Origin of the sequence: Ideonella sp. BN130291 (assembly GCF_036231905.1) — a bacterium.
Lineage (GTDB): Bacteria > Pseudomonadota > Gammaproteobacteria > Burkholderiales > Burkholderiaceae_C > CAMLIZ01.
Map to the genome: position 1 here is coordinate 326,141 of NZ_JAZARE010000006.1, position 17,328 is coordinate 343,468.

Here is a 17,328-nt window from a genome sequence, read left to right on the forward strand (position 1 = left end):
CTGGGCGTCATTTCATGACGATGAATTCGGGCGCGACGGCGGCCAGCGTCAAGGCCAGCCACACACGGTTCTTCTTCGCGTTGTCCACGCTGGTCTGGTTGCTCCCGTCAGGCTTGAGCGCCGGCAGGGCCACCGATTCCACCGCGGCCACCATGTCAGCCTTGAGTGCGGCGTCTGCCTGAGCGCCCATCAGCCGGCCGGTGATGCGGTCCACCAGCTCCGCCGGCTTGTCGGCCAGCGCGATCTCCGCCGCAAGGGACAGCTGCACGTCGCGCCGCGGCGCCTTCCAATCCACGCCGTTCTGGCCGAAACCGTTCTGCATGCCCGAGCGCATGTAGTTGGCGTAGCCGGCCACGGTGGTTTCGTGGGTGATCTGCATCTCCGGCTCGGTGAGGCCAAGGGCGCCCGCCTCGGTGCCCGGCGGTACGTAGCCCGGGCGATAGAAGTTGAAGACCGAGGGGCTGCGCATCGGCGTCTGGCCGAGCTGGGTGCCAGGGTCATCGGTGGTGCCGATGAGGAAGTGGCCGGTGTCGGAGGTGGCGCCGAAGGCGCGCAGCACGGCGGTCAGCCGCAGCACCGGCTCGCGCAGCTTGCCGGACGCGGCGTTGCCCACGGTGCGTGCCTCCGGGTCCAGCAGCACGGCCTTGATGAGGGCCTTCATGTCGCCACGCTGGCCGCTGCCCTTGGCATCGAAGGCCTCCGCCACCCGCTTCACGTAAGCGGGGCTCGGGTGGCCCGTCACCATGCGCTGGATGAGCTGGCGGCCGATGAAGGGGCCGACGTTGGGATGGCTGGCCAAGGTGTCCAGCGCCACCTTCAGGCTCGCGTTGGGATCGGCCTTGCCCTGGGCCACCACCGTCTGGCCGAGGAAGCGCTTTTCGCCCAGCGAATGGAACTGCGTGTAGCCCTGCATCGGCATCCACAGGCGCTCCGCATCCTGGTAGCCGCTCCAGCCCCAGAAGCGGCCGTCGGCGGTGTCGGGGCCGTCCCAGCTCCAGCCGGTGAACACCTTGGCCAGGCCGGCGATGTCGTCGTGGGTGTAGGTGTCCACCGCGGCGCCGTTGACCATCTTCTGCGAGCCGTCGCTGTTCAGCTCCTTCAGGCCGATGGAGAACAGCTGCATCACCTCGCGGGCGAAGTTCTCGTCCGGCACGCGGCCCTTGGCCGGGTCTTCCTTCTGGTTCTTCAGGTGGGACAGGTACACGCCCATCATCGGATGGCGCGCCACGCCTTCGAGCAGGTCGCGGTAGCGGCCGAAGGCATTGGCACCCAGCATGTCCATGTAGCCGGCGGCGCCGCGCGGGTTCTCGCCCACACCGTTGTCGAGCATGGAGATCACGAAGATCTGCGACAGCGCATAGGCCACGCGGCCACGCAACTGGTCCTCGCCCTGCACCGCCTGCCGATAGAACGAATCCAGCACCTCGCGCTGGCCGGCGCTGCTGTTCGGATTGACGGCCTTGATCGCCGCGTTCTCGCCGTCCCAGTAGGCGCGGTGCTGCGTGGCAGGCTTGCTGAACTGCTCGTCGATCCAGGCGCGGTAGCCGATCGACAGCACATGGTCGATGTCGGCCTCGGTGGCGCCGAAGGTCGCCTGGTTCAGGAAACGCGCCGCCTCTTCGCGCGAGGCCGGTTTGTCGGCCACGCCTTGCGGACTGGCGGTGCCATCGGTCGATGTGGCGGTGTCGCCGCCGTTACCGCCGCCGCAGGCGGCCAGCAAAACCAGCCAGCCTGCGGCGAGGCCGACCCTCCACCCTCGTCTGTTGTTCATGGATGCTCCCCACGGCGCCCTCGTTGTATGGGGCGCAGTGTGGGAGCAGCCGCGGTTTGAAGCCCAGCGGCAAAGTTCTCACTTCACGCGCGGTTTACCGCTTGTCGCAAAAGAGGAAAGCGACTACGACAACTGCGGTGCGAGCCGACGTTTTGCGTCATCCAGCGCCATGCGATGGCGCTCGGCCCAGTCGCGAAGTTGGTCCTCACCGATGCGGCCGACGTTGAAATACGCGGCTTGCGGATGCGCAAGGTAGAAGCCGCTGACACTGGCCGCCGGGGTCATGGCCAGGCTTTCGGTCAGGCCCATGCCCACTTCGCCGGCCTGCAGCAGCTCGAACATCGGCCGCTTGACGGTGTGGTCAGGGCAGGCCGGGTAGCCGGGTGCCGGGCGGATGCCGCGGTACTTCTCGGCGATCAGCTCTTCGTTGCTCAGTTGCTCGTCGCTCGCGTAGCCCCAGAAGTCGGTGCGCACCCGCTGGTGCAGGCGCTCGGCAAAGGCCTCGGCCAGCCGGTCGGCCAGGGCCTTGAGCATGATGGCGGAGTAGTCGTCCAGGTCCTCGACGAACTGGCGCTCCTTCTTCTCCACGCCCAGGCCCGCGGTCACCGCGAACAGGCCGACGTAATCCGGCCGCGTGCCCTTGGGCGCGACGAAGTCGGCGAGCGAGCGGTTGGGCCGCTTCACGCCATCGACCACCGGCCGCTCGGTCTGCAGGCGCAGCGGCTGCCAGCGCAGCAGCACCTGTTCACGCGACTCGTCGGCGTAGAGCTCGATCACATCATCGTCCACCGTGTTGGCCGGGTACAGGCCGATCACGCCGGCCGCCTGCAGCCAGCGCCCTTCGATCAGGCGCTGCAGCATGCGCTTGCCGTCGCTGAACACGCGCTGCGCCTCGGCACCGACCACGGGATCCTTGAGGATCTGCGGGAACGGGCCGGCCAGGTCCCAGGTCTGGAAGAAGGGGCCCCAGTCGATGCAGGCGGCGAGTTCGTTCAGGTCGTAGTTCCTGAACACGCGCCGGCCCAGGAACTTCGGCTTCGGCGGCTCATACCCCTGCCAGTCCATCTGGGCCTTGTTGGCGCGCGCCTGCGCCAGCGTGACCAGCGGCGTCTGCTTCTTGTTGGCGTGCAGCTCGCGCACCTTCTCGTAGTCGGCCTTCAGCTCGTCGATGTAGCGCGCGGCGCGTTCGTCGCTCAGCAGGTCGGCACACACCCCCACTGAACGCGAGGCGTCCGGCACGTAGACCACCGGCCCTTCGTAGTGCGGCGCGATCTTCACCGCGGTGTGCACCCGGCTGGTGGTGGCACCGCCGATCAGCAGCGGGATCTTCTTCATGCGGAAGAAATCATCGCGCTGCATCTCGGCCGCCACGTGCTGCATCTCCTCCAGGCTGGGCGTGATCAGGCCGGAGAGGCCGATGATGTCCGCGCCTTCGACCTTGGCCTTCGAGAGGATGTCCTGGCACGGGACCATCACGCCCATGTTCACCACTTCGAAGTTGTTGCACTGGAGCACGACGGTGACGATGTTCTTGCCGATGTCGTGCACGTCGCCCTTCACGGTGGCGATCACGACCTTGCCCTTCGGCTTCACGTCGCCGCCGGCGTCGGCGAGCAGCTTCTTCTCTTCCTCGATGTAGGGCAGCAGGTGCGCCACCGCCTGCTTCATCACGCGTGCGCTCTTCACCACCTGCGGCAGGAACATCTTGCCCTGGCCGAACAGGTCGCCCACGATGTTCATGCCGGCCATCAGCGGGCCTTCGATGACGTGCAGCGGGCGGCCGCCGCCAGCCTTGATGGCCTGCCACGCTTCTTCCGTGTCCTCGACGATGAACTCGGTGATGCCATGCACCAGCGCATGGCTCAGGCGCTCGCCCACCGTGCCGGCGCGCCAGGCCAGGCGCGCGCTGTCGTCCTTGGCCGCGCCCTTGGCCTGCTCGGCCACCTCCACCAGGCGCTCGCCGGCATCGGGCCGGCGGTTGAGCACCACGTCTTCCACGCGCTCACGCAGCTCGGGGTCCAGGTCGTCGTACACGCCGATCATGCCGGCGTTGACGATGCCCATGTCCATACCGGCCTGGATGGCGTGGTACAGGAACACGGTGTGGATGGCCTCCCGCATCGGGTCGTTGCCGCGGAAGCTGAAGCTCACGTTGCTGACACCACCCGACACCTTGGCGCCGGGCAGGTTCTGCTTGATCCAGCGGGTGGCATTGATGAAGTCGACCGCGTAGTTGTTGTGCTCCTCGATGCCGGTGGCGATGGCAAAGATGTTGGGGTCGAAGATGATGTCCTCGGGCGGGAAGCCCACCTCGTCCACCAGGATGCGGTAGGCCCGCTCGCAGATCTCGATCTTGCGTTCGTAGGTGTCGGCCTGGCCTTTTTCATCGAAGGCCATCACCACGGTGGCCGCGCCATAGCGGCGGATCAGGTTGGCCTGGCGCCGGAACTCGGCCTCGCCCTCCTTCATGGAGATGGAGTTGACGATGCCCTTGCCCTGGATGCACTTCAGGCCGGCCTCGATCACCTCCCACTTGGAGCTGTCGATCATGATCGGCACGCGCGCGATCTCGGGCTCGGAGGCGATCAGGTTCAGGAAGCGCACCATCGCGGCCTTGCTGTCCAGCATGGCCTCGTCCATGTTGACGTCGATCACCTGGGCGCCGTTTTCCACCTGCTGGCGCGCCACCGCCAGCGCCTGCTCGAACTCGCCGTTCAGGATCATGCGGGCGAAGGCCTTGGAGCCGGTGACGTTGGTGCGCTCGCCGATGTTGACGAACAGCGTGCCTTCGCCGATGAGCACCGGCTCCAGGCCGGACAGGCGCATCGGGGCAACGGCAGGGGAGGCGGTCTGGGATTCGGGCATGGTCGCTTCGCTTCGGAGTTCGAAAGCGAGCGCCGTTGCCGGCCCGGGCGGCGAAAAGGGGTGCGATACGGCCCGGGGGTCCCGAGCCTGGCGGTGAGGGCTCACCGTCGCAACGCTCCTCGGGACAACCCACGCATTTTATGCGGCTCGCACCCCCCTCATCCAGGGGAGTCTTCAACACGAAGTGACACGGTTTACCGTGCGAGGCTGGCACTTCGCACACTGTTTGCCTTCAATCCCGGCATGAAACTCCGCGCTCTTTGCTCCGCCACCACGCTGGCTGCCCTCCTGGCCGGCTGCGCCTCCACCGGCAACCAGCCACCGATCCAGCAGGCGCCGGTGGCACCGCCGCCGCAGGCCACCACGCCCACGATCTCCCTGGCCTCGGAGCAGCGCCGGCTGGCCGATCTGTTCCGCGACACCCCGGTGGTGATCGCGATGACGCCGGAAGGCCACATGCGGGTGGAAGTGCCGCTGAAGTTCTCGTTCAAGAAGGGCCAGTCGGTGGTGGAGCCGCCGCTGGCCAAGGTGCTGGACTATGTGGTGCCCAGTGCCAAGGCCCCCGGCATGAAGGCGCGTGTGTCCGCGCCCAGCGACAACGGCAAGGCCGGCCTGATCGCCCAGGACCGCGCTGCCAGCGCGCGGGACTACCTCATCGCCAAGGGCGTGCCGGTGACGCACTTTGCCGGCGTGGGGCCGGCGCACAGCGACTCGGTCGAGATCCTGATCGGCAAGCTCTGAGCGCGTCCCCTTCAGCGGGCGGAGGCCAGCTGCTCGCGCGCATGCGCGGCGCCCGGCCCGCTGGGCGCGAGCTCCAGGTAGGTCTTGTAGGCGGCTGCCGCCCTGTCCTTGTCGCCCGCGTTGGCATGGGCATCACCGAGGTTCAGGTAGGCCACGGCCCGTGACGGATCGAGCTTGAGCGCGTTGTCGTACCAGCGCGCGGCCTCGGCGAACTTGTTCTGCTTGTAGTACACGAAGCCCAGGTTGTTGGCCGCGAGCGCAAAGTCCGGCCGCAGCTTGAGCGCTTCGGTGAACTGGGCCTCGGCTTCGGCATAACGCTTCTCGCGGTACAGCTGCAAGCCGCGGTCGTTGGCCAGCTGGGCCCGCTGGCGCGCCGTGGCCGCCACCGCGACGGGCGCCTCGATCACACGATCCTTGCCCTGCAGGTCCTTCACCGTGGCGGCAACCGGGGCTGATGCCACGGACGCGACCGCCACCGGCTTGTTCAGCGCCGCATCCAGCCGCGTATTGAGCTGGATGGCTTCGCCCGACAGCTGGCTGGATGCGGCGCTGAGGAACTCGCCCTCCGACGGCAGCACGAACACGAACTCCCCGCCCTCCGAGCCCGGGAGGCTGCCGAAGGCCGGTGTCTGGCGCGACACCGACGCCACCGCCGGCGCCACATAAGCGGCCAGCTCGGTGGCGGTGATGATGCCGTCGCCGTTCAGGTCACCCTTGCCACCCAGGCCCTGCAGCAGCGTCCAGGTGAAGACGGAATGGCCGTTGGGGCCGCCATCGGCCACCAGCTGGTCGGCTCCGCCGGCGGTGATCATCTGCCGCCCCAGCCTGCGCGCGTTGTCGCGCAGGAAGTTGCCGGACGAGGGTGCGCCGCCACGCGTGAGACCCAGCCCGCTGTAGCAGGCGTCCATCACGAACAGCACATGCCGGGCGGCCAGGCTTTCGGCGATGTTCTGGATCTCGGTCATCGGGATGGCATCGCTGGCCAGCTGTTCGGGCGAGGTGCCGGCATCGGCCGGCACGATGTAGCCCAGCTCACGCCCGGAGCTCAGGGTGCGGGTGGCACCGTGGCCGGCGAAGAACACGAACACCCGGTCGTTCTTCTGCACCCCGCCGTGCGCCAGCCGGCCATGGAAGGCATCCAGGATGCCCTGGCGCGTGGCGTCCTTGTTGTACAGCGCCACCACCCGCTCCGGCGCCACGCCGAAGCGCTCCACCAGGGCCTGCGTCAGCGCCTTGGCATCGCGCACCGCGTACTGCAGGCGCGGCCACTTGGCATAGTCGTCCACCCCGATGACCAGCGCCCAGGCGTTGCCGTCGGCATTGGCCAGCTTGGGCGACTCCACCGGCTGTCGCTCGGCCTTGGCGCTCTCGAAGCTGCTGCCGCGCCAGCCGGCGAACTGATAGCCCTCGGCCACCAGCCGGTCCAGCACCAGCGGTAGCGCCTTGAGGGTGCGCTCGTGGATGTCGTGGAAGAGGATGATGCCGCGGCCTTGTTTGTCCACCTCGCGCAGCACCCGGTCGGCGATCGAGCGCGGCACGGGGTCGGCCCAGTCCAGCGAGTCGATGTTCCACATCACCGAGCGCAGCTGCGCGTCCCGCACCACGCCGAGACCTTCCGCGTTGCGGGCGCCATAGGGAAAGCGGAACAGCGGCGACCGCTGCGGGCTCACCGCTTTCAACAAGGTGTCGGTGTAGAGGATCTGCGACTTCAGCGCGTCGCCGGTTTCCTTGGACAGCTGGGCATGGGTGTAGCTGTGGTTGCCCAGCACGAACCCGTCGGCCTGCAACCTGGCGGCCACCTGGGCGCCACGCTCCAGCGCCGGCTTGCCGTCGGCACCCACCTGGCCCAGGTTGCGGCCCACCTGGAAGAACACCGCCGGCACGTTGTACTGCTTGAGGATGGCCTCCACCTCCTCGGTGTACTGGCGGTGCGGGCCATCGTCGAAGGTGAGCACCACGGTGCGCGCCGGCAGGCTGTTGCCGAAGATCTCGCGCTGGCCATCGTCGGCCGCCGCCGCGCGGCTGGCCGCCGGCTCGGGCGGGTACGGCACGAGCACGCCGTGGTCCTTGAGGATCTGTTCGCGCCGGTACAAGGTCTTGAGATGCGCCACGTAGTCCGCCCAGCGCTCGCGCTTCAGTTCGATCGCCCGTGTCTCGAAGCGGTTGAAGATCTGGCCGATCTCGCGGTCGTAGTTGTGCTCGATCTGGGCGAGCGCGTCCAGGTCCTCGCTCACGCGCTTGTGCAGCTTGACGGCCGGCAGTGAGCCGTCGCGGCCGATGCCGCGCTGCAGCGCGCGCAGCGCCTCCTGGAAGGCCAGCCGGTCGGCGTCGTACAGGCCCTCGCCGGACTCCACATAGTCCAGTACCTGCGCCAGGCCGGCATCGCGCGCAGCCGCGCCCGCCGAGGTCAGCGCGTCGAAGGCCCGCTCGATGTGGCGCTGGCGCTCCAGCTGCTCATGGAAGAGTTGCTGGCCCACGCTGTTGGCCGCCGCCTTGTCGGCCGCACTGAGGCTGGCTTCATCGGCCAGCAGCACGATGATCTGGCGATGCGCGGCCAGCTGCGCCTTCAGCAGGTCCAGCGCGCTGGCCACCGCCGGATGAGCGCTGGCGCTGGCCGCCGCGGACGCCGCCGGCGCGGCGGCGCCAACGGGCTTGGACGGGCCGCGCATGAACCACCAGGCGAGCACAAGCGCACCCTTGAGCAACAGCAGGACCGCCACCGCGGCCACGCGCCGCTGCGTTGTCGTGAAAGCCATGGAACTCCCTCGGCCGGCGTCTTGCGCGCCGGCCCCTCGAATCTTGTGGTGTCAGGCGGCCAGCAACTGGCTGAACAGCGTGTCCTGCTTGTGGCGCGGCCGGTAGGCGCTCACCCGCTTGGCGATCGCTGCAATGTGGTCCGGCGTGGTGCCGCAGCAGCCGCCGGCGATGTTGAGGAAGCCCGACTTCGCGAACTCCTCCATCAGCGCGCCGGTGACCTCCGGCGTCTCGTCGAAGCCGGTGTCGCTCATCGGGTTGGGCAGGCCGGCGTTGGGATAGCAGCTGATCCAGGTGTCGGCCGCCACCTTGCTCAGCTCCTCGATGTACGGCCGCATCAGTGCGGCGCCCAGGGCGCAATTGAGGCCCACCGCGATGGGGCGTGCATGGCGCACCGAATGCCAGAACGCGCTCACCGTCTGGCCCGACAGGATGCGGCCGGAGGCATCGGTCACCGTGCCGGAAATGATGACGGGCAGGCGCTCGCCGGTGTTTTCCATCAGCTCGTCGAGCGCGAAGATCGCCGCCTTGGCGTTGAGCGTGTCGAAGATGGTCTCCACCAGGAACAGGTCGCAGCCGCCTTCAAGCAGGCCTTCCGCCTGTTCGTAGTAGGCCGCCTTCAGCTCGTCGAAGTGGATGTTGCGCGCGCCCGGGTCGTTCACGTCGGGGCTGATGCTCGCGGTGCGCGGTGTGGGGCCGAGGGCGCCGGCCACGAAACGCGGCTTGTCGGGTGTGCTGTGCTGCGCCGCCACCTCCTTGGCGATGCGCGCGGCCGCCACGTTCATCTCGCGCGCATGCGCCTGCAGGCCGTAGTCTTCCTGCGCCACCGAGGTGGTGCCGAAGGTGTTGGTCTCGATGATGTCGGCGCCGGCGGCCAGGTAGCCGGCGTGGATCTCGCGGATCACATCGGGCCGGGTGAGCACCAGCAGGTCGTTGTTGCCCTTGAGGTCCTTGGGATGGTCCTTGAAACGCTCGCCGCGATAGTCCGCTTCGGTCAGCTTGTAGCGCTGGATCATGGTGCCCATGGCGCCGTCGATGATCACGATGCGCTGCTGCAGGATCTGCGGCAGCGCGGTGGCGCGGGTGTAGGCGGGCGTCGGTTTCATGGCGGAATTGTAGGAGGCCACCCGCCGGAGCGGGCATCATCGCGGCCGGCACCCTGCCTGCATCCCCGATACCCGTGAAGAAATCTGCTGCTCGTCTCCTGCTGCTGCTCGTCGCAGCCGCTACCTTGGTGGCCGCGCTGGTGTGGGCCACGCCCAAGCTGATGCGCCGGTTCTACACCCACGGCCTGACGGTCGTGCCGGTGGCCACCGGCCTGGACACGCCCTGGGCCTTCGTGTTCCTGCCGGACGGCCGCATGCTGGTGACCGAACGGCCGGGGCGCATGCGCATCGTCGAACGCGACGGCCGGCTGGGCGCGCCGCTGGCGGGGCTGCCGCCGGTGTGGTCGCAAGGCGAAGGCGGGCTGATGGACGTGGTGCTGGACCCTGACTTCCCGCACAACCAGCGCGTCTACTGGAGCTTCAGCGAGCCGGACGCCAGCAACGCGGCGCTGGCCAGCACCGCGGTGGCACGCGGCCGCCTCGCCGGCGAGCAGCTCAGCGAGGTGCAGGTGATCTATCGCCAGCCGGTGAAGACCGGCGACTCGCGCCATTTCGGCTCCCGGCTGCTGTTCGACCGCGCGGGCCATCTGTTCGTGGGCCTGGGCGACCGCTTCCAGCGCGACGACGCGCAGCGCCTGGGGTCCGCGCACGGCAAGATCCTGCGGCTGTGGCCCGACGGGCGCGCGCCCGCCGACAACCCGTTTGCCGGCACGCCCGGCGCCCTGCCCGAGGTCTGGAGCTACGGCCATCGCAATGTGCAGGGCCTGGCCATCCATCCGCAGACGGGCCAGTTGTGGGCCAGCGAACATGGCCCGCGCGGCGGCGACGAACTCAACCTCATCCAGCCCGGCCGCAACCACGGCTGGCCGGTGATCACCTACGGCTGCGAATACAAGGGCTGCGCGCCCATCGGGGAAGGCATGGCCAAGGCGGGCATGGAGCAGCCGGTGCTGTGGTGGGGGCCGGAGTCCACACCGCCGAGTGCGCTGCTGTTCGTTACCAGCGATCGTTATCCGGGCTGGAAGGGGCAGCTGCTCGTGGCCACCTTCCGCAATGGCGCTTTCACGCGGGTGACGCTGGACGGCCAGCGGGTGGTCGCCAAGGACGCCGTGTACCTGGCCGGCAACGAACGCGTGCGCGACCTCAAGCAAGGCCCGGACGGCTTGATCTACCTGCTGGCCAATGTGCCGGAGGGGCGCATTCTGCGGCTGGAGCCCTGACTCACGCCGAGCGCCGGGCCAGCACTGCGCGCACCTCGCCGTGCGCATCGCTCACGCTGCGCAGCTCGCTGTAGTGCGCATCGGCGCCCAGCCGGCGCAGCACGCCACTGCCCTGGCCCGCACCCACCTCGAAGGCCAGCCAGCCGCCCGGGCGCAGGAAACGCGGCGCCTCGCGCAGCAGGCGCTGCAGGATGCGGATGCCCAGCGGCCCGCCGTCGAAAGCCAGCGCCGGCTCATGCACCGCGATCTCGGCCGCCATGGCCGACAGGCGGGCGCTCGAGATATACGGCGGGTTGCAGGTCAGCACGTCCACCTTGGCAATGAACGCCGGCGTGTCGAAGGGCGCCAGCAAGTCGCCTTCGTGAAGCGCCACCCGATCCCCCACGCCTAGCAGTTCGGTGTTGCGGCGCGCAAGCGCCACCGCCTCGGCCGACAGGTCGGCCGCATGCACTCGCGCCTGCGGCACCCGTGCCGCCAGCGCCAGCGCGAGGTTGCCGCAGCCGGTGCACACGTCGATGGCGAGCGCTTCGCCGCGCTGCGCCGCCGCCTCGGCCAGCAGCACGGCAGCCGCCTCGCCCAACAGTTCGGTTTCCTGGCGCGGGATCAAGGCCTGCGGGCCGGCCAGGAGCTCGAGCCCCATGAAACGCTGGCGCTCGACCAGGTGGGCCAGCGGCACGCCGGACACCCGCTGCTCGACCAGGTTGTCGAAGGCCGCCAAGCCTGCGTCGTCCAATGCAGGCAGCGGTGCGAGCAAGGCCGCCACCGCCGACATCGGCTGCCCGGCCGCACGGCACCACAGGGCGCGCGTGGCGGCGAGCGGCGTGTCCTCCGGCTTGTCGGGCAAGGCATCGACGCGGACCAGCCGCGCATGCGCTCGCTGCAGTGCCTGCACGGCTGCCGCGCCCAGGCCCGCCGTTTCGGCCGGCGTCAGCAACGCGGCAACCTGCTCAGCGCTCATCGTGCTGCAGCACCGGCTCCACCAGCGCTGGCGCGGCATGCAGCGGTGCGGTGGTGCGGCGCTTGGTGGCGATGTCGGTGTAGACGGCCTGCGCCTGCGCTTCGGTGAGGTCCAAGGCCTCGGCCAGCTCGGCCGCCGGCACGCCATGGTTGTGGGCCCACAGCGCCAGGTCCATCTGCGCATAGGGCAGCGAAAAGTAGAACTCGTCCTGCCCCTGCGCCAGGCTGTAGGTGTCGGTGGTGGGCTGCGCGTTGCACACCTCGTCCGGCAGGCGGAGGTGGCGCGCCAGCGCATACACCTGAGTCTTGTACAGGTGGGCGATGGGCTTCAGGTCAGCCGCGCCGTCGCCGTTCTTCACGAAGAAGCCCTGGTCGTACTCCAGCCGGTTGGGGGTGCCGATCACGGCGTAGTTCAAGCGGTCGGCGTGGTAGTACTCGATGGCCTTGCGCACCCGCTGCTTGTGGTTGGTGGCGGCCACGATCTGCAGGTACTGCTTGAGCGGCAGGCGCGCCTGCTGCTGCGCGCCGTCGGGCGACTGCACGATCAGGTTGAAGAAGTGGATGCCGCCCGGCACGCCGGTGGCGATCGCGATCTTGCAGCGCCAGTCCTCGGCGTACTGCGGGAACACCGCGCGGATGGCTTCGTCGCGCTGCGCATAACAGCCCAGGCCCACCAGCGCGGGCGTGATGTCCACCACCTCGTAGGGCAGGCCCAGGTGCTCGGCCACCGCGCGGCCCCGGCTCTCGCTGCCGCCGCTGGAGTCGCGCTCGGGCAGCAGCAGGCCGTACACCTTCTTCGGCCCGAACGCCCGGGCGGCGAGCGCGGCGCACACACCGCTGTCCACGCCGCCAGAGATGGCGATGATCACGCCGCGGCGGCGCTGCGCGGCCACCGTGTCCACCATCCAGGCGCAGATGCGGTCGGCTTCGGCGCCTTCGTCCAGCGCCAGAACCTGGGGCCCCAGCCCGCGCATGGCGTCGGCGCTCACGGCGTGGCCGTGGCCAGGCCGGTCTTGCGCGCGACGTAGGCGCCGATGTTGTCCAGGCTGTCCAGGTTCTCCGGCACCATCTCCTCGTCCTCCACCGTGAAGCCGAAGGTCTCCTCGAGGAACATCACCAGCTCCAGGAAACCGGTGGAGTCGACCAGGTGGTGCGCCATGAACGAGTCGCCATCGGCGTAGCTCGCGCGCTTGGCGCCCATGAGGAAGTTGTCCTGGATGAATGCGCGCACCTGCGCCTTGATGTCGGTCATGGCTTTGACGTGGGAAAGAAAAGTCAAGCGAGTCCGGCCTTGCGGATCTTGCCGGTATCGGTTTTAGGCAGGGCCTCGACGAACTCCACGACCTTCGGTGCCATGAAGCTTTCGAGCCGCGCCAGGCAATGCCGGATGACGTCCCGCTCGGTGAGCGAAGCGCCCGGTTTGAGTGTGACATAGGCCTTCACCGCCTGGCCCAGCACGGCGTCGTCCACGCCCACGACCGCGACTTCGTACACGCCGGGCAGCGCATGGATCGCGTTCTCCACCTCGCGCGGACTCACCTTTTCGCCCCGGCTCTTGATGATGTCGTCACGCCGCGCCACGAAGTACAGCCAGCCCTCGGCATCGGTGCGGAACAGGTCGCCGGAATACAGCACGCGCTCGCCGGGCAGCAGGCCAGGTTTCAGCCGCTTTGCGGTCTCCTCCGGCTTCTCCCAATAACCCAGCATCACGTTGCTGCCGCGGATCACGAGTTCGCCCACCGAGCCGTTGGGCAGGCGCCGGCCTTCGTCATCGACCAGCCACACCTCTTCATTGGGCATGCCGCGGCCCACGCTGGTGGGGCGGATGTCCAGCTGCTCGGGCGGCAGGTAGGTCACCCGCTTGCATTCGGTGAGGCCGTACATCGAGTACAGCGTGGCCTGCGGGAACAGCGCGCGCAGCTGCGCGATGTGCGGCTCGGACAGCGCGGCCGCGGTGTTGGTGATCATGCGCAGCGCGTGCAGGTCGAAACGCTCCAGGCTCTTGAGCGCCAGCAGCGTCGCAAACATGGTGGGCACGCCGGGGAACACGGTGACCCGTTCGCGCGCCATGGTGTCCAGCACCTGCACCGGAAAGCTGAAGCCGCGCTCCAGCACCACGGTGGCGCCCACGTGCCAGGCCATCAGCACCTGGTACAGGCCGTAGTCGAAGGCGAGCGGCAGGGCACAGAGGATGGTGTCGCGTTCGTTCAGGCCCAGGTAGCCGCTGACCGAACGCATCGCACTCACCATGTTCAGGTGCGACAGCATCACGCCCTTGGGAAAACCGGTGGAGCCGGAGGTGTAGATGATGCTGGCCAGGTCGCAGTCGATGGTGCCGGGGTCGTGCGGTACGGCGCCCTCACCCGCCTCGGGCCAGGCTTGCAGGCGCGCATCGGCCGGGCCGTCGTCCGCGCCGGTGACCACCACGGTGTGCACGCTCGCCGCATCGGCCAGCGCCGCGCGCCACACGTCGGACAAGGTCGCCTGGGTCAGCAGCGCGGCGGCCCGCGCATCGCGCAGCATGTAGGCCAGCTTGTCGTGTTTGGTGAGCGCATTCACCGGCATGAAGACCGCCCCTGCGCGCAGCACCGCCAGCACGCCGGCGACGAACTCGACGCTGTTGTCCAGGAACAGCGCCACCCGGTCCCCGCGCTGCACGCCGCGTTGCCGCAGCAACCCGGCCAGTGCGTCGGCGCGCTGGTCCAGCTCGGCATGGGTGACCCGCAGGCCGGCGCACACCAGCGCCGGGTGATCGGGAAGGCGGGCGAGGGTGGCGTCGAAGGCGTGGTGCAGCAGCATGGAACGAGCGGGATCTAAGTCGCGCCGAACACGGCGGGTTGCACGAACTGGCGGTGCAAATGCATGGTGGACAGCACGCCCACGAAGGCCATGTTGTCGGGGAAACCGATCGCGCGGCCGCGGGCGCACTTGGCGCTCAGCCGGCCCACCGCGTCGGCGTCGAACAGGCCGGCCGCTTCGATGGACTGCGGGCTCAGCAGCTCGGCCACCTCCTCGGTGGGCCGGCCGTCCTGGAAGAAGCTGGCGCTGTCGGGGGCGCGGTAGGGCTGCTTGGTGCGCTGGGTGATGCTCGGCGGCAGGTCGGCGCGGGTGGCCTGCTTGAGCAGGTATTTTTCGGCCAGGCCGCGCAGCTTCAGCTGCGGTGGCAGCCGGTTGGCAAACTCGATGACGCGGTGGTCGAGGAAGGGCACCCGGCCTTCCACCGAATGCGCCATCGCCACCCGGTCGCCCTGGGCGCCGAGCAGGTAGCCCGACATCAGGGTGTGGGCCTCCACGTACTGGTCGCGCGCCATCGGCGACCAACGCGAGATGCCGGCCGGCAGCGTGGCGGCCAGCGCCTGGTAAGGGTCGGCCGCGGCCACGCGCTCGGCCAGCTCCGGTCGCATGAACTGCAGCACCCGGCGCGTGCTGGCGATGCGGGTGGCATGCGCGAACCAGGGCTGGTGCTGGTGCTCCAGGCCTTCGCTGAAAAAGCGCTGGGTCACGCCGCGCGCGGCCATCGGCGAGTGCGTGAGGTAGGGGTACAGGCGCTCCAGGATGCGGCCACGCCAAGTCGACTGCGGCGCACGCGCCAGGAAGCGCCGGATCTTGGCTTCCTTGAAAAGATCGTAGCCGCCGAACACCTCGTCGGCCCCCTCGCCGGTGAGCACCACCTTGAGCCCGGCCGCGCGCACGGCCGACGCCAGCAGCATCAGCGGCGTGGGCGCGGTGCGCACCAGGGCGGTTTCGGCATGCCACACCGTGCGGCCGAAGGCCGCGCCGATGTGAGCGCGCGACACACGCACGGTGGTGTGGCGCGTGCCCAGGTGGCGCACCATCGCCTGCTGGTGCTCGCTTTCGTCGAACTCGGCGTCCTCGAAGGTGAGCGAGAAGGTGTCCAGCGGCGTGTCGGTCTGGTGCCGGATCAGCGAGCTGACGATGGACGAGTCCAGCCCGCCGCTCAGGTAGGCACCCACCGGCACGTCGGCGCGCAGCTGCAGCCGCACGGCGTCCAGCAGCAGCGCGCGCAGCTCTTCGGCCGCTTCGCGTTCGTCGCGCGGCGGAGGCGTGCCGTCAGGGAAGGTCCAGTCCCAGTAGCAGTCGGTGTGCAGGCGATCGCCCTCCACCACCATGCGATGGCCGGGCGGCAGCTGCCGGATGCCCTCGAACACGGTGTTGTCGCCCAGCGGCGCCCAGTAGCTGAACACCTGCGCCAGGCCCACCGGGTCCAGCCGCCGCTTCACCTCGGGCAGCATGAACAAGGCCTTGACCTCGGAGGCGAACAGCAGCCGGCCGTCGGCCTGGGTGAAGTACAGCGGCCGGATGCCGGTGCGGTCGCGCGCCAGCAGCAGGCGCTGGCGATGGTCGTCCCACAGCGCGATGGCGAACTGGCCGTTGAGCTGCTGCAGGAAATCCTCGCCATGCTCCTCGTACAGGTGCACCAGCACCTCGGTGTCCGACTGCGTGCGGAACACATGGCCGAGGCGCTGCAGCTCGGCGCGCAGCTCCAGGTAGTTGAAGATCTCGCCGTTGAACACCACGCGGATGCGGCCGTCTTCGTTGGCGATCGGCTGGGCACCGCCGGCGATGTCGATGATGGACAGGCGCGCATGCGCCAGGCCCACGGTGTCACCGGCTTCGATGCCCGTGCCGTCCGGGCCGCGGTGGTGCAGCGCGCCGATCATCGCGAGCGACTCGTCGCGTCGTGGGGCGCGGCCCCAGGTGCCGCGGTGGATGCCTGCGATGCCGCACATGTCACTCGCCGTCGCGGTCGAAGCTGGTGAAGTACCAGTGCGCCGGCGGCGGCACCACCGCTGCTGCGCCGGCGACCAGGTACAGCGGCAGGTGCTCTGGCCGCGGCACGAACCCGGCGGCCCGCACGCCGCACGCCACCTCGGGGCTGCCGAAAAATTCCAGCGAGAGCCGCTCCACCGGCTGCGCGCGCTGGTGCCAGGCGAAGCCGCGCAGCAGGACGGCCGTGTCACGCGCAGGGTCGGCGCAGAAGAAGTCGGCGACCAGGACCATGCGGTCTTCCACGCGCCACACCACGTAGCCCAGGGGCGTGCCATCGCCGCGGCGGGCGAGCGACACGGTCCAGCGTGCGGGCACTTCGACCGCAAACCGCCACTCCAGCACAGCGCGCGAGCGCTCGGACATCAGCAGCGTTGCGCTGCGCTGTTGCCATACCGTGTCGAGCGCAGCATCGAAGCGGTGCGAGTCCTGCCATTGCAGCCGCCGTGCGCTGCCCAGCCGGGCGGCGTCGCGCAGCAGCAAGGCGGTGTCCACCAACGGCGCCATCCCGCGTGCCAGCCAGCCCGGCAAGCGGCGCCGGAGCAGCTGGCCGCTGCGCAGGGCATGGGTCCAGCGCACGACGCCGCCAAAGCGCTGCAGGCCGGATCGTTTGCACACGGCTTCGGACTTGTCGTTGGTGAGCCCGTAGACCCAGTCGTATTGCGCCTGCGCCAGCGCAATGCCCTTCTTCATGAGCTGCAATGCCGGCCCCAGCGAGCGGTGGGCGTCGGCCACCGCGTAGTCGGCAAAACCGGCCACGCGCCACTGACGGGCGCCCTGGTGGAAGCGGCGCTCATGCAGGCATTGCACGCCGGCCAGCTCGGCTGGCTCCGCATGCCTGAGCACCAGGGTGGCGCCGCTGCCGGCCGGATTGCCCAGGTAGCGGTGCTGCAGCCGGCCCAGCGCGGCCTGGGGCGTGAGTGAGCGCAGGCAGCGCGCCCACAGCGCACTGATGGCCTGCGCATGCACCCGCACATCCACCTGCTCGACCACGTACTTCGACGACATGCTGATCCGCTCTCACCAGGCGCGCAGGCCGGCCATCCCTCGGGGTGCGCGATCGTAACAGTGCGCTACCCTCGCGCCATCCCCCGGAATGGGCAGGCAGGCCTCGCCCGGCACACTG

The 17,328-nt window shown here is 69.3% G+C and carries 12 protein-coding genes and 1 riboswitch; of the genes, 2 read left to right on the forward strand and 10 right to left on the reverse strand.

What is annotated here, in order from left to right; translation table 11 throughout:
- Positions 1-7: 7 nt before the first annotated feature.
- Complete coding sequence (locus VPH43_RS15280; protein ID WP_328578573.1) at positions 8-1,771, reverse strand: DUF1800 domain-containing protein; 1,764 nt, start codon at positions 1,769-1,771, stop codon at positions 8-10.
- A 123-nt stretch (positions 1,772-1,894) separates the two neighbouring features.
- Positions 1,895-4,636 carry a methionine synthase gene (gene metH, locus VPH43_RS15285; protein ID WP_328578574.1) on the reverse strand — a complete coding sequence of 914 codons (2,742 nt, stop codon included), beginning with the start codon at positions 4,634-4,636 and terminating at the stop codon, positions 1,895-1,897.
- Between the two features lie 20 nt (positions 4,637-4,656).
- A riboswitch (S-adenosyl-L-homocysteine riboswitch) is annotated at positions 4,657-4,763 on the reverse strand.
- A gap of 116 nt (positions 4,764-4,879) precedes the next feature.
- Here metH and VPH43_RS15290 point away from each other — a divergent pair.
- Entirely contained in the window at positions 4,880-5,377 is a 498-nt protein-coding gene (locus VPH43_RS15290; RefSeq protein ID WP_328578575.1) for a hypothetical protein, read from the forward strand.
- An 11-nt stretch (positions 5,378-5,388) separates the two neighbouring features.
- Here the strand turns inward: VPH43_RS15290 and VPH43_RS15295 are convergent, their stop codons facing one another.
- The gene (locus tag VPH43_RS15295) at positions 5,389-8,133 is read right to left on the reverse strand and encodes a polysaccharide deacetylase family protein (RefSeq protein WP_328578576.1); all 2,745 of its coding nucleotides are present in this window, start codon (positions 8,131-8,133) and stop codon (positions 5,389-5,391) included.
- A 51-nt stretch (positions 8,134-8,184) separates the two neighbouring features.
- Complete coding sequence (locus VPH43_RS15300; RefSeq protein ID WP_328578577.1) at positions 8,185-9,237, reverse strand: homocysteine S-methyltransferase family protein; 1,053 nt, start codon at positions 9,235-9,237, stop codon at positions 8,185-8,187.
- A gap of 74 nt (positions 9,238-9,311) precedes the next feature.
- Between VPH43_RS15300 and VPH43_RS15305 the strand changes: the two genes are divergently transcribed.
- Complete coding sequence (locus VPH43_RS15305; RefSeq protein WP_328578578.1) at positions 9,312-10,457, forward strand: PQQ-dependent sugar dehydrogenase; 1,146 nt, start codon at positions 9,312-9,314, stop codon at positions 10,455-10,457.
- Position 10,458: 1 nt separating this feature from the next.
- Here VPH43_RS15305 and VPH43_RS15310 read toward each other — a convergent pair whose 3' ends face one another.
- Genes VPH43_RS15310 through VPH43_RS15335 form a run of 6 tightly spaced genes read right to left on the reverse strand, consistent with a single transcriptional unit; the run spans position 10,459 to position 17,210 of the window.
- A complete protein-coding gene (locus tag VPH43_RS15310; RefSeq protein ID WP_328578579.1) occupies positions 10,459-11,415 on the reverse strand; it encodes a N5-glutamine methyltransferase family protein in 957 nt (318 codons plus the stop codon).
- Positions 11,405-12,403 (reverse strand): NAD(+) synthase, encoded by a 999-nt coding sequence (gene nadE, locus VPH43_RS15315; protein ID WP_328578580.1) that lies wholly within the window; start codon positions 12,401-12,403, stop codon positions 11,405-11,407. Before nadE ends, VPH43_RS15310 begins: the two co-directional genes overlap by 11 nt.
- The gene (locus VPH43_RS15320; protein WP_328578581.1) at positions 12,400-12,666 is read right to left on the reverse strand and encodes an acyl carrier protein; all 267 of its coding nucleotides are present in this window, start codon (positions 12,664-12,666) and stop codon (positions 12,400-12,402) included. Before VPH43_RS15320 ends, nadE begins: the two co-directional genes overlap by 4 nt.
- A gap of 23 nt (positions 12,667-12,689) precedes the next feature.
- Positions 12,690-14,213 (reverse strand): class I adenylate-forming enzyme family protein, encoded by a 1,524-nt coding sequence (locus VPH43_RS15325; protein ID WP_328578582.1) that lies wholly within the window; start codon positions 14,211-14,213, stop codon positions 12,690-12,692.
- Between the two features lie 14 nt (positions 14,214-14,227).
- Positions 14,228-16,165, reverse strand: a complete 1,938-nt coding sequence (gene asnB, locus VPH43_RS15330) for an asparagine synthase (glutamine-hydrolyzing) (RefSeq protein WP_328578583.1) — start codon at positions 16,163-16,165, stop codon at positions 14,228-14,230.
- 1 nt (position 16,166) lies between these two features.
- Positions 16,167-17,210 (reverse strand): hypothetical protein, encoded by a 1,044-nt coding sequence (locus VPH43_RS15335; protein ID WP_328578584.1) that lies wholly within the window; start codon positions 17,208-17,210, stop codon positions 16,167-16,169.
- Between the last annotated feature and the right edge of the window lie 118 nt (positions 17,211-17,328).

Coding starts and splice junctions, on each gene's coding strand:
- VPH43_RS15280 (WP_328578573.1), bottom strand. CDS start 1,771: ATGAACAACAGACGAGGGTGGAGGGTCGGCCTCGCCGCAGGCTGGCTG.
- metH (WP_328578574.1), bottom strand. CDS start 4,636: ATGCCCGAATCCCAGACCGCCTCCCCTGCCGTTGCCCCGATGCGCCTG.
- VPH43_RS15290 (WP_328578575.1), top strand. CDS start 4,880: ATGAAACTCCGCGCTCTTTGCTCCGCCACCACGCTGGCTGCCCTCCTG.
- VPH43_RS15295 (WP_328578576.1), bottom strand. CDS start 8,133: ATGGCTTTCACGACAACGCAGCGGCGCGTGGCCGCGGTGGCGGTCCTG.
- VPH43_RS15300 (WP_328578577.1), bottom strand. CDS start 9,237: ATGAAACCGACGCCCGCCTACACCCGCGCCACCGCGCTGCCGCAGATC.
- VPH43_RS15310 (WP_328578579.1), bottom strand. CDS start 11,415: ATGAGCGCTGAGCAGGTTGCCGCGTTGCTGACGCCGGCCGAAACGGCG.
- VPH43_RS15320 (WP_328578581.1), bottom strand. CDS start 12,666: ATGACCGACATCAAGGCGCAGGTGCGCGCATTCATCCAGGACAACTTC.
- VPH43_RS15325 (WP_328578582.1), bottom strand. CDS start 14,213: ATGCTGCTGCACCACGCCTTCGACGCCACCCTCGCCCGCCTTCCCGAT.
- asnB (WP_328578583.1), bottom strand. CDS start 16,165: ATGTGCGGCATCGCAGGCATCCACCGCGGCACCTGGGGCCGCGCCCCA.
- VPH43_RS15335 (WP_328578584.1), bottom strand. CDS start 17,210: ATGTCGTCGAAGTACGTGGTCGAGCAGGTGGATGTGCGGGTGCATGCG.